The organism is Micromonospora sp. CV4 (assembly GCF_003667455.1).
GTDB lineage: Bacteria > Actinomycetota > Actinomycetes > Mycobacteriales > Micromonosporaceae > Micromonospora.
Genome location: NZ_RCVI01000304.1, coordinates 1 through 15,824, shown reverse-complemented (window position 1 = coordinate 15,824; position 15,824 = coordinate 1). Strand labels below are relative to the sequence as shown.

Annotated in this window: 13 protein-coding genes; 6 read left to right on the top strand and 7 right to left on the bottom strand. The window is 71.8% G+C overall.

The window, feature by feature from the left end; translation table 11 throughout:
* Window positions 1-30: 30 nt before the first annotated feature.
* The 3 genes from EAD98_RS21085 (at window position 31) to EAD98_RS21075 (ending at window position 3,547) form a co-directional block, all read left to right on the top strand.
* Window positions 31-897, top strand: coding sequence for a MauE/DoxX family redox-associated membrane protein (locus EAD98_RS21085; protein WP_199723483.1), 867 nt, complete (start codon window positions 31-33; stop codon window positions 895-897).
* 26 nt (window positions 898-923) lie between these two features.
* On the top strand, window positions 924-2,093 hold the full coding sequence (locus EAD98_RS21080; RefSeq protein ID WP_121655767.1) for a peptidoglycan DD-metalloendopeptidase family protein: 1,170 nt from the start codon (window positions 924-926) through the stop codon (window positions 2,091-2,093).
* 65 nt (window positions 2,094-2,158) lie between these two features.
* Complete coding sequence (locus tag EAD98_RS21075) at window positions 2,159-3,547, top strand: N-acetylmuramoyl-L-alanine amidase (protein ID WP_121655766.1); 1,389 nt, start codon at window positions 2,159-2,161, stop codon at window positions 3,545-3,547.
* A 27-nt stretch (window positions 3,548-3,574) separates the two neighbouring features.
* Here EAD98_RS21075 and EAD98_RS21070 read toward each other — a convergent pair whose 3' ends face one another.
* From EAD98_RS21070 to EAD98_RS21060, 3 genes are read right to left on the bottom strand one after another with little or no spacing between them, the layout of a single operon-like run.
* Entirely contained in the window at window positions 3,575-4,153 is a 579-nt protein-coding gene (locus tag EAD98_RS21070; protein ID WP_121655781.1) for a TetR/AcrR family transcriptional regulator, read from the bottom strand.
* Window positions 4,154-4,206: 53 nt separating this feature from the next.
* Window positions 4,207-4,872, bottom strand: a complete 666-nt coding sequence (locus tag EAD98_RS21065) for a hypothetical protein (RefSeq protein ID WP_121655765.1) — start codon at window positions 4,870-4,872, stop codon at window positions 4,207-4,209.
* A complete protein-coding gene (locus tag EAD98_RS21060) occupies window positions 4,869-7,304 on the bottom strand; it encodes a PEP/pyruvate-binding domain-containing protein (RefSeq protein WP_121655764.1) in 2,436 nt (811 codons plus the stop codon). The genes EAD98_RS21065 and EAD98_RS21060 overlap by 4 nt, the downstream gene beginning before the upstream one ends.
* Before the next feature lie 125 nt (window positions 7,305-7,429).
* Here EAD98_RS21060 and EAD98_RS21055 point away from each other — a divergent pair, with 125 nt between their 5' ends.
* From EAD98_RS21055 to EAD98_RS21045, 3 genes are all read left to right on the top strand, one after another.
* Window positions 7,430-8,086, top strand: a complete 657-nt coding sequence (locus EAD98_RS21055) for a M23 family metallopeptidase (protein ID WP_121655763.1) — start codon at window positions 7,430-7,432, stop codon at window positions 8,084-8,086.
* 103 nt (window positions 8,087-8,189) lie between these two features.
* Window positions 8,190-8,420, top strand: coding sequence for a DUF2188 domain-containing protein (locus tag EAD98_RS21050; RefSeq protein ID WP_121655762.1), 231 nt, complete (start codon window positions 8,190-8,192; stop codon window positions 8,418-8,420).
* Between the two features lie 148 nt (window positions 8,421-8,568).
* Window positions 8,569-11,577, top strand: a complete 3,009-nt coding sequence (locus EAD98_RS21045; RefSeq protein WP_121655761.1) for a fibronectin type III domain-containing protein — start codon at window positions 8,569-8,571, stop codon at window positions 11,575-11,577.
* A 139-nt stretch (window positions 11,578-11,716) separates the two neighbouring features.
* On the opposite strand, the gene EAD98_RS21040 is transcribed toward EAD98_RS21045, so the two are convergent.
* From EAD98_RS21040 to EAD98_RS21025, 4 genes are all read right to left on the bottom strand, one after another.
* The gene (locus EAD98_RS21040) at window positions 11,717-12,700 is read right to left on the bottom strand and encodes a hypothetical protein (RefSeq protein ID WP_147457457.1); all 984 of its coding nucleotides are present in this window, start codon (window positions 12,698-12,700) and stop codon (window positions 11,717-11,719) included.
* A 40-nt stretch (window positions 12,701-12,740) separates the two neighbouring features.
* Window positions 12,741-13,277, bottom strand: coding sequence for a hypothetical protein (locus EAD98_RS21035; RefSeq protein ID WP_121655759.1), 537 nt, complete (start codon window positions 13,275-13,277; stop codon window positions 12,741-12,743).
* Window positions 13,278-13,420: 143 nt separating this feature from the next.
* The gene (locus tag EAD98_RS21030) at window positions 13,421-14,443 is read right to left on the bottom strand and encodes a DUF4331 family protein (protein WP_121655758.1); all 1,023 of its coding nucleotides are present in this window, start codon (window positions 14,441-14,443) and stop codon (window positions 13,421-13,423) included.
* A gap of 150 nt (window positions 14,444-14,593) precedes the next feature.
* The coding region (locus tag EAD98_RS21025) for a family 16 glycosylhydrolase (protein ID WP_368666165.1) at window positions 14,594-15,824 on the bottom strand (1,231 nt) is incomplete at its 5' end.

Genomic DNA, 15,824 nt, shown 5'->3' with positions numbered 1-15,824 from the left:
CGCCCGCCGGAGACATTCGAGGGGAGAATCATGATCGACCTGATCGCGACGCTCCAGCCACTGGTCGTGGGCGCGGTACTGATCTGGTCCGCCCGCGTCAAGCTCGTCAGCACGCACGCCGCAGCGGTCGCCAACCGGTCCGCGCTCGCCCGGCTGGTCGGGCAGGACCGGGCGCTGCCCGCGTACCGGCTGCTGGGCGGCATCGAAGTGACCCTCGGCGGGCTGCTCCTGCTGCCACCCGTCCTGCGCGCCGAGGCGCTGGCCGCGACCGTGCTGGCCGTCGCCTTCCTCGGCTACCTCGCGTACGCCCGCCGCGCCGCCCCGACCTCCTCCTGCGGCTGCCTGAGTGCCCGGCCCACCCCGGTCTCCGGGCGCAGCCTGGCACGGGCCGGACTGCTGGCGGTGGCGGGCGGGTCGGCTCTGCTGGCCACCGAGGGCTGGTCGACCGCGTTGGCCGGGCGGCCGGCGGCCGGTGTCGGCGTGCTGCTCGTCGAACTTGCCGCCGTGGTGGCGCTCTCGCCGGAGCTGGACCACGTCTGGCTGCTGCCGCTGCGCCGGCTGCGGGCCCGGCTGACCCATCCGCTGCGCGGTGGCTCCGGCGTGCCGCTGCTCGCCACCGTGCAGCAACTGCAACTCAGCGACGCCTACCGGCGGGTGGCGCCGCTGCTCCGCTCCGACGTACGCGAGCACTGGGACGACGGCGACTGGCGCTTCGTCGGGCATGCCGCCCGATACCAGGGCCGCCTGGTGACGGCGGTGTTCGCCGTGCCACTGACCGACCGGGAACCCGACGCGGTGCGGGTCGCCGTGGTCGACGACGCCACCGGACACACCCTGCTCAGCCTGGCCGGCACGCCGCCCGCCGCCGGCCCCCGGCTTTCCGTGGTCCCGGCCTGACCCCACATCCCGGAAGCGAGGTCACCATGAGACACGCTCGACGATGGTCCGCCGGCGCGGCCACGGCCCTGCTGACGGTCACGAGCCTCATCGGGGCGGCGCCCAGCGCCGCCGCCGCTGCGGCCGACACCCCCGCCCTCACCGCCGCGGTGACCGCCAAACTGCTCGGCTCGGCCGGCCCGCACACGGCCGTGGCCGCGCGGGACACCCGCATCACCGTCAGCCGCACCAGCGGCCGGTGGGCGTTCGGCACCGCCGTCGCCCTCGCGCCTCGCCAGGAGGACGCCCACCCGACCGGCTCGGTCTTCATCGCCCGGCAGGACCCGTCCGGGTGGCGGGTCGCCTTCGACGGTGAGGCGGCCTTCGGCGACCTGTCCGCCGAGTCGCCCCTGGTGAACGGTCGGGAGAGGACCGTTCTCACCACCACCCCGACCCCGATGTACGCGGGCGGGGACTACCGGACCGGCATGGCCCTGCCGTTCGCGGTGGGCCAGACGTGGACGCTCACCAGCGGCCCGCACGGCTGGGGCGGGAACGAGTCGCCGTACAGCTCGGTCGACCTGGCCGGCGGCGACCAGGTGGTCCGAGCGGCCCGGGCCGGCGCGGCGTACACGATGTGTCAGGGGTGGATCCGGGTCATTCACGACCGGGGCTACTCGACCGACTACTACCACCTCTGGAACAGCATCTCCGTCAACGGCGCCAGCGTCGGTCAGGGCGCCTTCCTGGGCAACACCGGCACGGACGTCACCTGCGGCGGCGCCGCCTACGGTCGGCACGTCCACTTCGGGCTGCGGCAGAACAGCGCGTACGTGCCGATCGCCGACCACGACATCGGCAAGTGGGTGTTGGCCAACGGCGCCGCCGCGTACCAGGGCGGGGCACGGCACGGTTCGGCCTGGGCCGGTGCGGGAGCGGGTCTGTACAACTACGGCGCGCTCGGCCTCACCCAGGCGGTGGTCGACGCGAACGGCGGCGGGGCGCTGACCCGTCGCGCCGGGCCCGGCACGGGCTACGGAGCGCTCGGCTCGCTGGCCGACGGCGCCACCGTCTCCGTCTCCTGCTCCGCCAACGGCACCTCCCACACCGGGCGGTACGGCACCACCGCGCTCTGGGACCGGTTGAGCGACGGCAGTTGGGTGTCCGACGCCTACCTCTGGACCGGTGTGAACGGTCCGGTCAACGGCTGGTGCTGATTAGCCGGACCGCCGAGGCCGGCGGCTCACCGGCAGACCGACCCCATCCATCGCAAGGAGTGGCAATGGCCGTACGCACCTTCCGCCGGGGTCGGCTCCTGCTCGGCGGCCTGCTCACCCTGACCACCGCCCTGGCCGGTTCCGTCGTGGCCGTGTCACCGGCGGCTGCCGACCCGGCCGGGGCGCCGGTGTCGTCCGGCCCGCTGAACGCCGCGTTCGACACCGCTGCCGCCCGGTACGACGTCCCGCGCGACCTGCTGCTGGCGCTGGGGTACGCCGAGTCGCGGCTGGACATGCACGCCGGTACGGCGAGCGCCGCCGGCGGGTACGGGCTCATGCACCTGGCGAGCAACCCGCAGGTGCGCACCCTGGACGAGGCGGTGGCGCTCACCCGGCTGAGCCAGGCCGCGTTGCGGACCGAACCCGCCGCGAACGTTCTCGGGGCGGCCGCCGTGCTGCGCGCGTACGCCGATCAGACCGGCCTCACCGCCGCGACCCGCGACGACGTGAACGCCTGGTACGCGCCGATCGCCCGGTACGGCGGCGCCAGCGACCCGTCGATCGCGCGGCTGCACGCGGACACCGTCTACGACCTGCTGCGCGCCGGATTCACCTCGGCGCGCGGCGAGGCGGTGGCGGGTCGGCCGGTCGCGCCCCGGCGGGGCGTCCTGGAGCGGGCCGCGGTGCTCGGCGGAATCGGCACCCTCAGCACCGACTACGGGCCGGCCGCGTGGGCGCCGGCCAGCACGAGCAACTACACGGTGGCCAGCCGCCCGGGCAGCCACCCGGTCACCCGCGTGGTCATCCACATGACGCAGGGCTCCTACGCCGGCTCCATCAGCTGGTTCCAGAACCCGGCGGCCAAGGTCAGCGCGCACTACACCTTCCGGTCCTCCGACGGGGCCGTCACCCAGTCGGTCCGGGAAAAGGACATCGCCCACCACGCCGGCAACTGGACCTACAACACCCAGTCGATCGGCATCGAGCACGAGGGGTACGTCGACAACCCCGCGTGGTTCACCGACGCGATGTACCGCTCGTCGGCGGCGCTCACCCGCACCCTCACGACGAAGTACGGCATCCCGAGGGACCGGGCGCACATCATCGGGCACGTCGAGGTGCCCGGCGCCACGCACACGGACCCCGGCCCGAACTGGAACTGGACCTACTACCTGCAACTGGTGAACGGAATCACCGGCATCGGGTCCGGCACGGTGAACACCGAGTCGGCCAACCTCAACGTGCGCTCCGGCCCGGGCGCCGGCTATCCGGTCGTCGGCTCGGTCGCCGACGGCGCCACCGTCGCCATCTACTGCCAGGCCGTCGGGACCACGGTCACCGGCCCGTACGGCACGACCGCCGTCTGGAACCGGATCGGCACCAACCGCTACGTCTCCGACGCGTACGTGCTGACCGGCTACGACGGGTACATCCCGAACGTGCCCCGCTGCTGAGCGCGTTCGGCTCCCGTCGGCCGCTGCTCAGGCAGCGTCGACGCCGAAGAGCAGGTCGAGGTGGGCATCCAGCGCCGCCATGGCCTGCTCCGCGGTGTACTGCCCACCCAGCAGATAGACGCCCAGCCCTTCCATGAGCGCCAGCAGGCCGGCCGCGGCGGCGTCGGCGTTCCGAGGGGGCAGGAGGCTGGCGATGAACCCGGTCAGCTGCGCGGTGTCCTCGCGCAGGCTGGGCGCGGCCGCGGGCCGCACGGCGGTGTACGCGAGGAACGCCAGCGCCACCCGGCCGTCGTCGCGGGTCCGCTCGTCGAGTGGCAGCAGGGCGGCGATCATCGTGCGCAGCAGCAGCCGGGGGGAGGGGTCCGGGCCCAGTCGCTCCATCGCCCCGGTGACCCGGATCTGGCCGCGTTCGCGGACCACGCTCAGCGCGAACGCCATCATCTCGTCCTTGGTGCGGAAGTAGTGCTGGACCATGCCGGCGGACACGCCGGCCTCGGCAGCCACGTGACGGAGGCTGACGGCCTCCAGGCCCTGATCCGCGGCGACCCGCATCAGCGCGTCAGCGATGAGGGTGCGTCGCTCCTGGTGATCGACCTTCTTGGGCATGACCTCGATCATCTCAGAGTGGTTGGCCCGGACACTCCGCCAGCGCGCGGCAGCTACCGGCGGACGGTTCCGGTCGCGGGGGTGCCGCGAGCGCTGCGCAGGAGGCCGTCGGGATCGTCTGCGTAGAGCCGCAGCTCGTCCATCGGCTCGGACCGGCCCTTGGGCAGGTCGAAGGTCGTCGGCCGGCGCAGCAGGACGTCGACGCTGGTCTGACTGCCGACCGAGATGTTCAGGACGCGGCGTTCGCCCTCCTGCTCGACCTGCACCGACTTGCTCGAGGGCAGCGAGCGGTAACGCTTGCGCAGGGCCTCGATGTCCGTCCACGGGATCCAGATGTCGATGCCCGAACTCAGCCGTACCCGCAGGCCCTTGTCACCGACGATGTGCGGGTGGATCTGCATGCTCGCGTAGAGGCCGGCCATCCAGAGCAGACCCCAGATGCCGAGGCCGAGCACGATCCAGCGGGCCGGCCGCCACGGCACCACGCGGGTGACGATGAGGTCGAAGATCGGAATCTCCACGACGGACAGGGCGATGAAGATGCCGAGGATCGGCTTGACCACGCCGAGGTAGCCGAACGGGTCGTCGCCCGGTGCCAGCGGCAGGGGCTTGCGCCGTGCCCACACGTACAGGCTGCGCCACATGGCTCCCTCCATGGCGGCCGCACGGCGGAGCAGCGGAGTCACCTTCGCCCTCGTCGGGACCTTCGTGTCGGTCATTCCTCGTCCTCGTGGTCGTGAGCCGGCGGTCGGTGGACGGTGACGGTTCCGGCGCCGCCGTCGACGGTGACGAGCTGACCGGTGGAGATGGTCCGGGTGGCGTCGGGCACGCAGATGACGGCGGGGATGCCGTACTCCCGGGCCACGGTGGGGCCGTGCGCCATGATCGCGCCGGTCTCGGTGACCAGCGCCGAGGCGGTGAGGAACAACGGCGTCCAGCCGGGGTCGGTGGTCGCGGCGACCAGAACCTCGCCGGGCTCGACGTGGGCGGTGCCGGGGTCGTGCACGACCCGGGCGGGGCCGGTCACCCGGCCCGCCGACGCGCCCACACCGGCGAGGGTGCCGTCGGGGGCGGGGGCCGCCGGCAGGACGGTCTCCACGTCGGTGCCGTCGGACAGCAACGCCACCGGTACCGACCTGCGACGCAGCTCCCGGCGGTGCACCGCTCTGCGGGCACCGACCGTGACCCGGTGGTCGGTGCCCTGGTGCACGGCGGCCTCCACCTCGTCCAGGGTGAGGAACATGATGTCGTCGGGCTGCTCCAGCAGGCCGGCGCCGGTCAGGTCGGCGCCGATGAGCAGCAGTTGCCGGCGCGTCTCCCGCAGCGGGTACAGCCCGGCGAACTTGCCGGCCTCCCGCAGGCCGGCCAACGACCGCGCGCGGCGGAGCAGGAACCCGGCGATCGTGCCGCGTACCGGCCGGCGACGGCGGGCCCGTACGACCAGGTCCTTGAGCGCGGTCTCGGCCGCCGCGGCGGCCCGTTCGAACCGCCGGTCGGGCCCCTGCTCGAGGTCGGTGACCCGCAGGTAGTTGGCGATCGCCGCGAAGACCGGTGCCGGATTCTCCGCCCAGCGCGGTACGCCGAGGTCGACCTCGGCGACGCCGCGATGACCGTAGGCGTCCAGGAACGCGGCCATCCCGATGTCGGGCAGCTCGCCGCGCAGGTGGCGGGCGGCCAGTTCGTCCGGCGGGGTGTCGAGCAGGAGTTGACGGTGCTCGTCCGCGCCCCGGGCGAGCCGCCAGAGTGCCAGATCCATCTCGATGGTCACGTTGTGCGGCATCCCGCCCAGCACGTGGTGGATCTCGTCCGCGCTCGCGACACCCTTGAGCAGCGCAGCCGGCAACGCGGCGGCGAGCATCCCCGCCACGATGGGCCACATGATGGCGTCGGCGCTGTCCTCGGTGTCCTCGGCCCGCAGGAAGCGCAGGCGGTCGGCGGCGGTTCGCAGGTCACCGGGAGCGGCCGACCGTTGTCTCATCTGCTCGATCGCCTCGAACATCCGGATCCGCGCCGCGTCGGGACGGGCCAGCGCGCGCAGGATCCCCACCACCGCGCGGCCGGCCGTACGCAGGGACGCGGCTCCGCCCGTCGCGCCGCGTCGGGTGCTGCCCGTGGTCGGTGCGAACCGCGGATCCGTCAGGACGTGCTCCATCACCGCCTGCGCCCGGGGGCCGAAGTCGACCGCCATGAGCTTGACCAGGCGCTTGCGGGACGACCGGCTCCGGGCCAGCTCGGTCAGGTCACCGTAGAGGCGGCCGCCGATGTCGACGATCTCGACGCGGACGCCGAGCGAGGCGAGCATCGCGGCGATCTGGGTCCGCAGTGTGGCCATGCCCATCGGCGTGACCGGTTGCAGCATGCCCTGAACGTGGCCGAACTCCAGGTAGACGCGGGGGAGGGGCTTGCCGGTCCCGGGAGGGAGGGGGAAGAGGCTGGTGATCGGCCGCGACTGCAACAACCACAGCAGGCCGTCCCCGTCGATCGCCCATTCCACGTCCTGTGGGCGGCCGAAGTGATCCTGTAGCCGCGCACCGGTGGTCCGCAGCTCCGCCAGGTGCGCCGCCGTCAGGCATCCCGCGTCGTCCCGGGTGACGCCGTCGAGGACGTAGTGGTCCACGGTCGTGGCGCCGTCCACCACGGTGGTGCCGAGCCCCGGCGCCGCGTCGACCGCCATCTCGTCGCGGCGGCCGGTCAGGGGGTTCGCGGTGAACAGCACTCCCGCGACCGCAGGGGTGATCATGCGTTGCACGACGACGGCCATCCGCACCGCCCCATGATCGATGGCACGGGCGTCGCGGTAGGCGGTCGCGCGGGCGGTGTGCAGAGAGTCCCAGCACTTTTCGATCGCGGCGATCAGCTCGGTGGCGCCCGTGACGTTCAGGACGGTGTCCTGCTGCCCGGCGAAACTCGCGTCCGGCAGGTCCTCCGCCGTGGCGCTGGAGCGCACGGCCACGGGGCCCGCGCCGAGCCGCTCGTACGCGGCGACGATCTCCGCCTGCGGGATGACACCGACCCGGTGAGCCTCGGCCGTGACGCAGAACCCCTCGGGGACCCGTTCGCCCAGCCGGATCAGCTCGCCCAGTCCGGCCGCCTTGCCGCCCACCAGGTCGACCAGGTCGGGGGTTGCCTCGGACAGCGGGATCACGTGCATGAGGGGACCTCTCTGGTATTCAATGCAACTGCATTGCATCCCACCGTACCCGTTTGGCGATACGACTGCAATGTCACCTCGGGCGGCGAGCGCGACCCGGAGTTGCCGCGTTGCCGGGGTCTGCCATGCTCGGTGCGGTGACGACCGGCCACCCCACCAGAGTCCGCAGCCACCGCCGCGTCCGCACTCGCACCGTCCGGGTTCTCCTCGCGGTCGTCGCGGTCGTGGCCCTCATCGGCACCGCCCTGGTCGTCGTACCGATGCTGCGGTCGCCCGGCCCGCGTCCGCTCTTTCAACTTCCCGTCGCGTGCGGCGAGACCTGGCAGCTCAGCACCTATCCCGGCCACGACGACTTCGACGTCGACCTGTTTCCGACCGAAGGTGAGGCGTGGGGGCGACCGGTGCTCGCGTCGTACGCCGGCACGGTCACGGTGGCGGGCGTCAACGGGTCGGTGGGCGGGCGTAACCCGGAGAATCCGGAGGGCCCGCGTGGTCGCGGTGGCGGCTACTGGGTGAAGATCGACCACGGCGGCAAGTGGGAGACCCAGTATCTGCACCTGCTGGAGCCGCCGCTGGTCCGGGAGGGTCAGCGGGTCGCCCAGGGCGACCAGATCGGAAAGCTCGGCAGCACCGGCAACTCCGGCGCCCCCCACCTGCACTACGAGCAGCGCCGCGGCTGGGACAAGGTGGAGACGCACTTCGACGGGGAGCCGTCGGGTATCACCACCGACGAGCGCGAACAGATCATCAAGCGGACGAGCAGCAACTGCCAGTCCACGTGACGGGCAGCGTCATCGTCTGTTGAGGACCCTGGGACCCACGTTTGCCCAGAACGGCTCCGGGCAACTGATGAGGTGACAGTTCAGACGCAGGGAGGAGCCGGCGATGACCAAGGGTGACGTCGACACGTACCACGAGGACGGGCAGTGGAAGAACCGGCCCGAGGGCAACGAGCGGGCCAGCACCACGCATGACTCCAAGGCCGACGCGCAGGCCCAGGGTCGCGAGATGGCAGCCGACCGTGGCGTCGAGCACGTGATCAAGAAGCAGGACGGCACGATCGGGGAGAAGAACACGTACCCGCGCAGCCGCGACCCGCGAGACATCGAGGGCTGACAGCGCCTCCAGCCCCCTGCGGACCGACCTCCCCGGCGTGACCGGAGAGGTCGGTCCGCTTTCATGGTCTTTATCCCAGCACGCGACCTTGATGCCTGAAACATGGCTATAGTCCAGATTGAGATGGAAGTGAAAGCTGGGAGTACGCATGTCGTTCCCGGGCCGGCGTCGAACGAGCGCCGCCGCGCTGGTGGCCGCCGTCACCGTCACCGTCGGAGCCCTGGCGGTCGCGCCACGGCCGGCTTCGGCGGCCGGTTCGGTCCTGTTCGACCAGACGTTCCGCAACAACACCGCGAACGGCGTCGGCGCGGTGGCGGTGCCGGGCGTGCCACCCTCGATCACCAGCAACGCAGCCTGCCTGAGCGCGGCGGGCAATCCGACCACCGGCCCGCTCCTGAGCTGCACCACGTCCACCGATCCACAGGGCACGGGCAAACTGCGCCTCACTCCCGCCACCGCGACGCGGGAGGGCGGGGTGTTCGGCGCGGTCAGCGTGCCGACGTCGCAGGGCCTGCACGTCAGCTTCAACACCTACCAGTACGGCGGCACCAACCCGGGCGCGGACGGCATCGCGTTCGCGCTCGCCGCGGTTGATCCGGCCAACCCGCTGTCCCCGTCCATCATTGGCCAGCCGGGTGGATCGCTGGGCTATTCGGCGGCGTTCAACGGCGGCTCGGTGGGTCTGTCCAACGGCTACCTGGGCATCGGGCTGGACGTCTTCGGCAACTTCAGCAACAGCCTCTACCAGGGCACCGGCTGCACGAACCCGCCCTACATCTCGACCACCAACGGGCGGGTTCCCGGCCAGGTCGTGATCCGTGGTCCGGGCCGCAACGGGGTCGGCTACTGCGCGGTCAACAGCACCGCGGGGAGCACCTCGACGCCCGGCCTGCCGCTGCGGGCCGCCACCCGGGCCGCGTCGGTGGTGCCGGTCGAGGTGGTCGTCAACACCACGTCCTCCCCGTTCACCACCGACACCGGCCTCACCACGCCCGCCGGGCAGTACCGGGTCCGGTTCACGCCGGTGGGCGGGGCAGCGCGCATCCTCGCGGGCGCGCTTCCGGTCGTGCCGCCGAGCCTGTATCCATCACCGTCCTGGTTGACCGCCGCCGGCTTCCCCCGACAGCTCGCCTTCGGCTGGGTGGGCTCCACCGGCTCGGTGACCGACTTCCATGAGATCGACAACGTCCGCGCGGTCACCTTCAATCCGGTGCCCGATCTCAACGTGTCCCAGACCAGCTCGGTCGGCGCCACTCCGCAGCCCGGTGACCCGGTCACCTATTCGATCACCGCCGGGGTCGATCCCGGCGCCACCGAGAACTCCCCGATCTCGATCACCCAGACCGTGCCGGCCGGTGTCGTGCCGCGGGGCGCGGTCGGCTCCGGCTGGATCTGCGGTCCACCGGCGGGCCAGACCATCAGCTGCACGAACAGCAACGGGCCCTTTTCCGGGGGGAGCTCCCTGCCACCGGTCACGGTCACGGCGACCGTGACCGGAACCGGTGTGACGCCGACACTGATCCAGACGGCGACGGTAGCGACCTCGTCCTCGATCGACGCGAACCCGGGCTACTCCACGTCCACCACGCCGCTCGCGCCGGCCACCGCTCCCAGCGGCGTCACCGTCACGCCGGCCCAGAGCTCGATCGCCGGCGGGGTCCCGGTCACCGTCGGCGGCAGCAACCTCACCGGCGCCACCGCCATCACCATCGGTACGGCCGCCGAGCAGCGGGCGGGCACGGCGGTGCTGCTGTTGCCGTGCAGGTCCGGCCCGGCCGCCGGCTGCTTCACCGCCAACACCGACGGCACGCTGGGCATCTCCACGATGCCCGCCCGGTCGGCCCCGGCGGCGGTGGACGTCACCGTCGTCACCCGAGGCTCCGCCGGGTCGGCCAACTATGTCTACGCCGCCGCACCCGGCGCCCCGGCCGCGCCCACCGCGGTCCCGGGCATCACCAGCGCCGTCGTGAGCTGGACCGCGCCGACGAGCAACGGCAGCCCGATCACCGGGTACCTCGTCACGCCGATCCGGGACGGGGTGACCCAGCCGACGCTCTCGTTCGACGCCTCCACCACCAGCCGGACGCTGACCGGGCTCACCGTGGGCGCCTCGTACGCGTTCCGGGTCACGGCGGTGAACGCGTACGGCGCCGGTGCGGCCAGCCCGGCCTCGGCGGCCGTGGTCCCGTACACCCTGCCGGGGGCCCCGACGATCACCTCGGCCACCCCGGGAACCAACGCGGCCACGGTGAGTTGGACGACCCCGGCCGACGGGGGCTCGGCGATCACCGGTTACACCGTGACGCCGTACCTCGGCGGTGTCGCGCAGGCGCCTCGGACCTATCCCGGCGCCGTCACGACCCAGGTCGTCAGCGGCCTGACAGCGGGCTCCACGTACACCTTCCGGGTGGCCGCCGCCAACGCGGGCGGCACCGGCGCCCAGTCGGCGCCCTCCACGGCGGTGACGGTCAACGCCCCACCAACGCTGAACTTCTCGCCACCGCCGGCCGGCCGGGTCGGCGTCCCCTACCGCGACCAGCTCGGCGTGAACGGTGGCACGGCCCCGTTCACCTGGTCGGTCAGCGCCGGAAGCCTGCCGGCCGGGCTGACCCTCGACCCGGTCACCGGACTGCTCTCGGGCGTCCCCACCACGGCGGGCAGTTCGTCGTTCACGGTCCAGGTGAGCGACTCGTTCAACCAGAGCGCGACCCGACCGGTCGAAATGGTCGTCGACCCGGCGGGCGGCTTGTCCATCAGCGTGCCAGCCGTCGCCTCGCTGGGCGTGGTCACCTCGGACACGCCAGCCGTCTCGGGTCAGCTCGGCCCGGTGACCGTGGTCGACGACCGGGGCCCGGACTCCGCCGGCTGGGTCAGTGTCGTCTCAACCACGGCGTTGACGACCGGCACCGGCGCGGGCGGTGGGATCATCCCGACCGACAGCATCAGGTACGCCTCCGGGCCAGCCGTCGCCACCAGCGGTGTCGGCACCTTCCTGCCGCAGCCCGGCGCGGTGTTGGACGCCCCGCGTACGGCGGCCGGCTGGTCCGGCCCCAGCGGGGCCAACTCGGCCACCTGGAGCCCCACCCTGTCGGTGACGCTTCCGCCGGGGCTGGTGGTCGGCGAGTACACGGCGACCGTGACGCACTCGGTGATCTAGCCGGCGATCGCCGCTGCACATCTCCGCGATGGGCGCCTCCGACGGCACGAAGCGGTGGCGTCCGGTCCGGACGTGCCGGCGGACCACACTGCCCGGCCGTTCGGGAGGAACGGCCGGGCAGCCCAGGGTGAATCGAGAGTCAGGCCAGCCGGCGACCGCGCGCGATGCCGGCCCGTTGGCGGCGGGTGAAATACCAGACGGCCAGCGCGACCAGCACCAGCAACGCCGTCGCGGCGCCGAGCGAGTAGACCAGCCAGCCCGGCCCCGTCGACGCCTTGACCACCATCGGCGCCGCGACGGGCAGGGTGATCCGCCCGTCCGCCGTGCGTTGCACTGTGCCGCTGGCGAGGAGAACCCGCGCGTCCCAGACACCTGCGGGCAGGGCCTGGTTCATCTCGATGCGGACCTGCCCGCTCTGGCCCGGCAGGATCGTCACGCCGTTGGTGACCTTGAACGGCCCGGCCCGGACCGCCTCCTTGCTCAGCGACAGGTGACCGGTCATGTCCAGCGCCCGTTCGCCGGTGTTGGTGACCTTCGCGGTGACGACGGGGAACTCGCCCGTTCCGGGCTGCGCGGCCAGCCCCTCGATGCGGAAGTCCGTCGGCGGCTCACCGCCCGGACCGATGTCGAGATAGACCCGGACACCCACCCGGTGGACCTGGGTGACGTTGCCGGTCCCCTTCGTCGCGCTGGTGACCTGCGCCCAGATCGCACCGTACCGCTCGCCCTTCGAGGCGCTTCTCGGGACGGCGATGTCGACGCCGACCGGCTTCCGCTCGCCCGGAGCCAGCTCGACCTTCGTCGTTCTCAGCCGTATCCACTTGCTGAGCTCGTTGCCGGCCCGACCGTCGGGAACGGTGAAGGCGTTGTTCTCGACCGACGCCGCCCCGGCGTAGAGCTCGACCTTCTGCTCGTCCCCGGAGGTGTTGTGCACCTCGACCCGGCGGTTGATCGTCGTACCGGGCCGGAGGTGATCCACTATGTAGACCCGGGCTCGGGGATCCTCGGCCCGGCTGGCGGGGATGTCCAGCATCCGGATGCTGATCGCGGCGGGATCCCCGGCGGGTTCGTGTCGCTGCTCCCGCACGGCGACGGCTGGCGCCGCCGGTACCCCGAGCGCCACGAGAGCGATCGAGGCCAGCAGCACCAGCCGGCCGAGCGGCTCAGAACACCGAATGTGTCACCGTCCCGGTGTAGGTACCCCCGACGGTTCCGTCCGGGATGTTCACCACCAGCGTGGGATTCCAGGTCGCGAAGTTGTTGCCGGTGCCACCCGTGTGGCTGAACGCCGTGCGGGGAACGTTGATGATCTGCTGTTGCGCCGCAGTCTGCTGGCCCGGTGTGAAGGTGCCGCCACCGGCGGTCGCCGTCGCGGAACCCGACCAGTAGAGGACGTTGATGTTGGGGATCGTCTCCCCGGAGCTGCCGCCGCCGGTGACGAAGTCGGTGGAGATGACGGTGGCGGTCCAGTTCGGGGTGATGGACCCGCGCTGGTCCAGCACGGTGACCGGGCCGAGCTGACCGGAAACGGTCGAGCCCTCGACGCCGTGGCCGATGTTCGCCGTCGCGGGCACGGTGATCGAGAGGCCACCGGCCGCGTCGACGGTGAGGGTCACGATCGTGTCCTCGGCCGCGGCCGGCCCCGCGAGTGCCACCACGGCGGCGACACCGGCCAGTCCGGCGAGAAGTTTCCTGCGCATCAAGTCTCCTTCGTCGTGAAATCGCCCATCAGTAGCGTCAGGAGCTTAAGGGCGCAAAATGTGCGGTTTCGGACGAATCGGGCGATCGTTGATCGGCCGTTCACGTCTACGAAACGCCAGGTCAGGCGGGTGTAGGGGGTTGGTCAGGTCGGCACCACGTACGGGAAGGCGTCGGCGCGCGCGGCCTTGGTCACCTCCGGGGTGAGGCCGGAGGTCACGCCGGTGTTCAGCACCAGGGAGAACATCGCCTCGGGCGCGTTGTCGGCCAGCGTGCGGCCGTTGCGGGCCGCGAAGCCGTAGTTGGCCGCCGTCCCCACCTGGTACGACAGCACGTCGGGATACAGCTGCCTTGCCACGCTCCAGCCGTACGCCTGGGGATCCGGCGCGGTCCCGTTCGCCGCGACCACCCGCGCGACCGCGGACGCGATCTCCTCGCCGTCCTCCTTGAGGTCGTTGCTGGGGTGTCGGGCGTTGGCCGGGTTGGAGAAGTCGGTGTCGGTGGGCCAGAAGATCGGCCACATCATCGGGTGGCCGCCACGGTTGATCGGCCGCCACCCGCCGGCGTCGGTCGCCAGCTTGGTGGTGCACCAGACGCCGATCTGCGTGCCGTCGCGCAGCAGCGGCTCGTCCTGGGAGACCTCCAGGACGATCGACTCGACGGTGGTGCCGGCGAAGGTGTTCTTGGCCGCGTCGGCCTTCCACGCCGAGCGGTCCAGCTTCGCGCCGTTCTTGAACGCGGCGTTGACGGTCGCGAGCTGATCGAGGTCGATGTAGAACGGGTCGGTGATCCGCCCGGCCCAGATCCGGACGTTCCCGCCGCTCGACACCTCACCGGTCCGACCCTCGACGACGGGAGTGCCCATCGCGGCGTCGTCGCGGGCATCCGCTCCGGTGAGCTCGTACACCATCAGCGTCTGCTTTCCGGTGCCGTCCGGTTCGCCGAAGGCGACCCGGTAGGTCAACTCCTCGAACTCCCCGCCGTTGAAGTGGATCTTGAATTCGTAGCGTGCCTCAGCGTGGAAGCCACGCTTGATGTCGGCCTTCGTCACCGAGCTGTTGACGTCCATGACGAAGACGGTGGCGCGCTCGCCGTTGAAGACGAACAGGTCGTTGATGAAGAGTTGACCGCTCTGGGCGGCGAGAGGGGTGTCGAGGTGGTGCGACATGAGTTCACTCCCGGTGCTGCCGGACTTATTGGTCGAATCCGAACATAGCGGGCAGCGCGGCAGCTCTAGCGTCATCGGTCGAATCCGTGGAGCACGCGGCGGGCCGCCCGAAAGTTTCTCGGGCGGCCCGCTGGCTGGCTGATGGCGCCCTCAGACGCGGGACCACTTCTGGTTGGCCGCGCCGATGCAGTCCCACAGGTGCAGCTTGCCACCGTTGGCGGGGTTGGCGTCCCGGACGTCCACGCACCGGTTGGAGCTCAGGTTGACCAGATCGCCGGCGGCGTTGAGGGTGAAGCGCTGTGCGGGATTGCCGTTGCAGGAGACCAGGTTGACCTCGGTGCCGTTGGCGGTGCCGGCCCAGGCGGGGTCCATGCACTTGCCCATCGCCCGGACGGTCCCGTCGGAGGCGAAGGTCCAGGCCTGCGCCGCCGTGGTGTTGCAGTCCCAGATCTGCAGCTTGGCGCCCTCGACCGGGTTCGCGCTGGGGATGTCGATGCAGCGCCCGCTCTGCGCGCCCCGGATCCGGCTGGTGCCCGGGGCCGGGCCGCCACCGCCGGGCGTGTAGCCGGACACCCGGACGTAGTCGACGAGCATCTGCTGCGGGAACTGCGTGGAGCCGTCCGGGTAGCCGGGCCAGTTGCCGCCGACCGCCACGTTGAGGATCATGAAGAACGGGTGGTCGAACACCCACCGGTTACCGTTCAGCCGTGCCGGGTCGACCCGGTGGTACTGCACCCCGTCCAGGTACCAGGTGATCACATTCGGCTCCCAGTCCACCCGGTAGGTGTGGAAACCGTCGGCGAGTGGCCCGCCGAGGGTGCGGCTGCCCGTGATGCCGCCGCCGCCGGAGTAGCCCGGCCCGTGCACGGTGCCGTACACGGTGTTGGGCTCCCGGCCGATGTTCTCCATGATGTCGATCTCGCCGGCGTCGGGCCACCCGCCGCCGGTGCCGAGCATCCAGAACGCCGGCCAGATGCCCTGGCCACGCGGGATCTTGATGCGGGCCTCGAACCGGCCGTACGTCTGGGTGAAGGTGGACGCGGTCAGCAGCCGCGCCGAGGTGTACTCGCAGCGCCCGTAGTGGCACTGGTAGTTGGCGGGGTTGTCCCGGCGGGCAGTGATGACCAGGTTGCCCTGTCCGTCGTGGACGGCGTTGCTGGTGCTGTTGGTGTAGTACTGCCGCTCGTTGTTGCCCCAGCCGCCACCGCCGATGTCGAAGCGCCATTTGCTCTGGTCGACTGCTGCGCCGGCCGGGGCGTTGAACTCGTCCTGCCAGGTGATCGGGCCGATGGCGGCCTCGGCCCGGTCGGGGTGCGCCGGGAGGACGAGTGCCGCGGTGGTGGCCAGGAGAGCGACCGCGGCGAGGACGAGGGGTCGGAAA

Excerpts from the sequence above, each read along its gene's own strand:
- EAD98_RS21085 (WP_199723483.1), top strand. The coding sequence starts at position 31 with ATGATCGACCTGATCGCGACGCTCCAGCCACTGGTCGTGGGCGCGGTA.
- EAD98_RS21080 (WP_121655767.1), top strand. The coding sequence starts at position 924 with ATGAGACACGCTCGACGATGGTCCGCCGGCGCGGCCACGGCCCTGCTG.
- EAD98_RS21075 (WP_121655766.1), top strand. The coding sequence starts at position 2,159 with ATGGCCGTACGCACCTTCCGCCGGGGTCGGCTCCTGCTCGGCGGCCTG.
- EAD98_RS21070 (WP_121655781.1), bottom strand. The coding sequence starts at position 4,153 with ATGCCCAAGAAGGTCGATCACCAGGAGCGACGCACCCTCATCGCTGAC.
- EAD98_RS21065 (WP_121655765.1), bottom strand. The coding sequence starts at position 4,872 with ATGACCGACACGAAGGTCCCGACGAGGGCGAAGGTGACTCCGCTGCTC.
- EAD98_RS21060 (WP_121655764.1), bottom strand. The coding sequence starts at position 7,304 with ATGCACGTGATCCCGCTGTCCGAGGCAACCCCCGACCTGGTCGACCTG.
- EAD98_RS21055 (WP_121655763.1), top strand. The coding sequence starts at position 7,430 with ATGCTCGGTGCGGTGACGACCGGCCACCCCACCAGAGTCCGCAGCCAC.
- EAD98_RS21050 (WP_121655762.1), top strand. The coding sequence starts at position 8,190 with ATGACCAAGGGTGACGTCGACACGTACCACGAGGACGGGCAGTGGAAG.
- EAD98_RS21045 (WP_121655761.1), top strand. The coding sequence starts at position 8,569 with ATGTCGTTCCCGGGCCGGCGTCGAACGAGCGCCGCCGCGCTGGTGGCC.
- EAD98_RS21035 (WP_121655759.1), bottom strand. The coding sequence starts at position 13,277 with ATGCGCAGGAAACTTCTCGCCGGACTGGCCGGTGTCGCCGCCGTGGTG.
- EAD98_RS21030 (WP_121655758.1), bottom strand. The coding sequence starts at position 14,443 with ATGTCGCACCACCTCGACACCCCTCTCGCCGCCCAGAGCGGTCAACTC.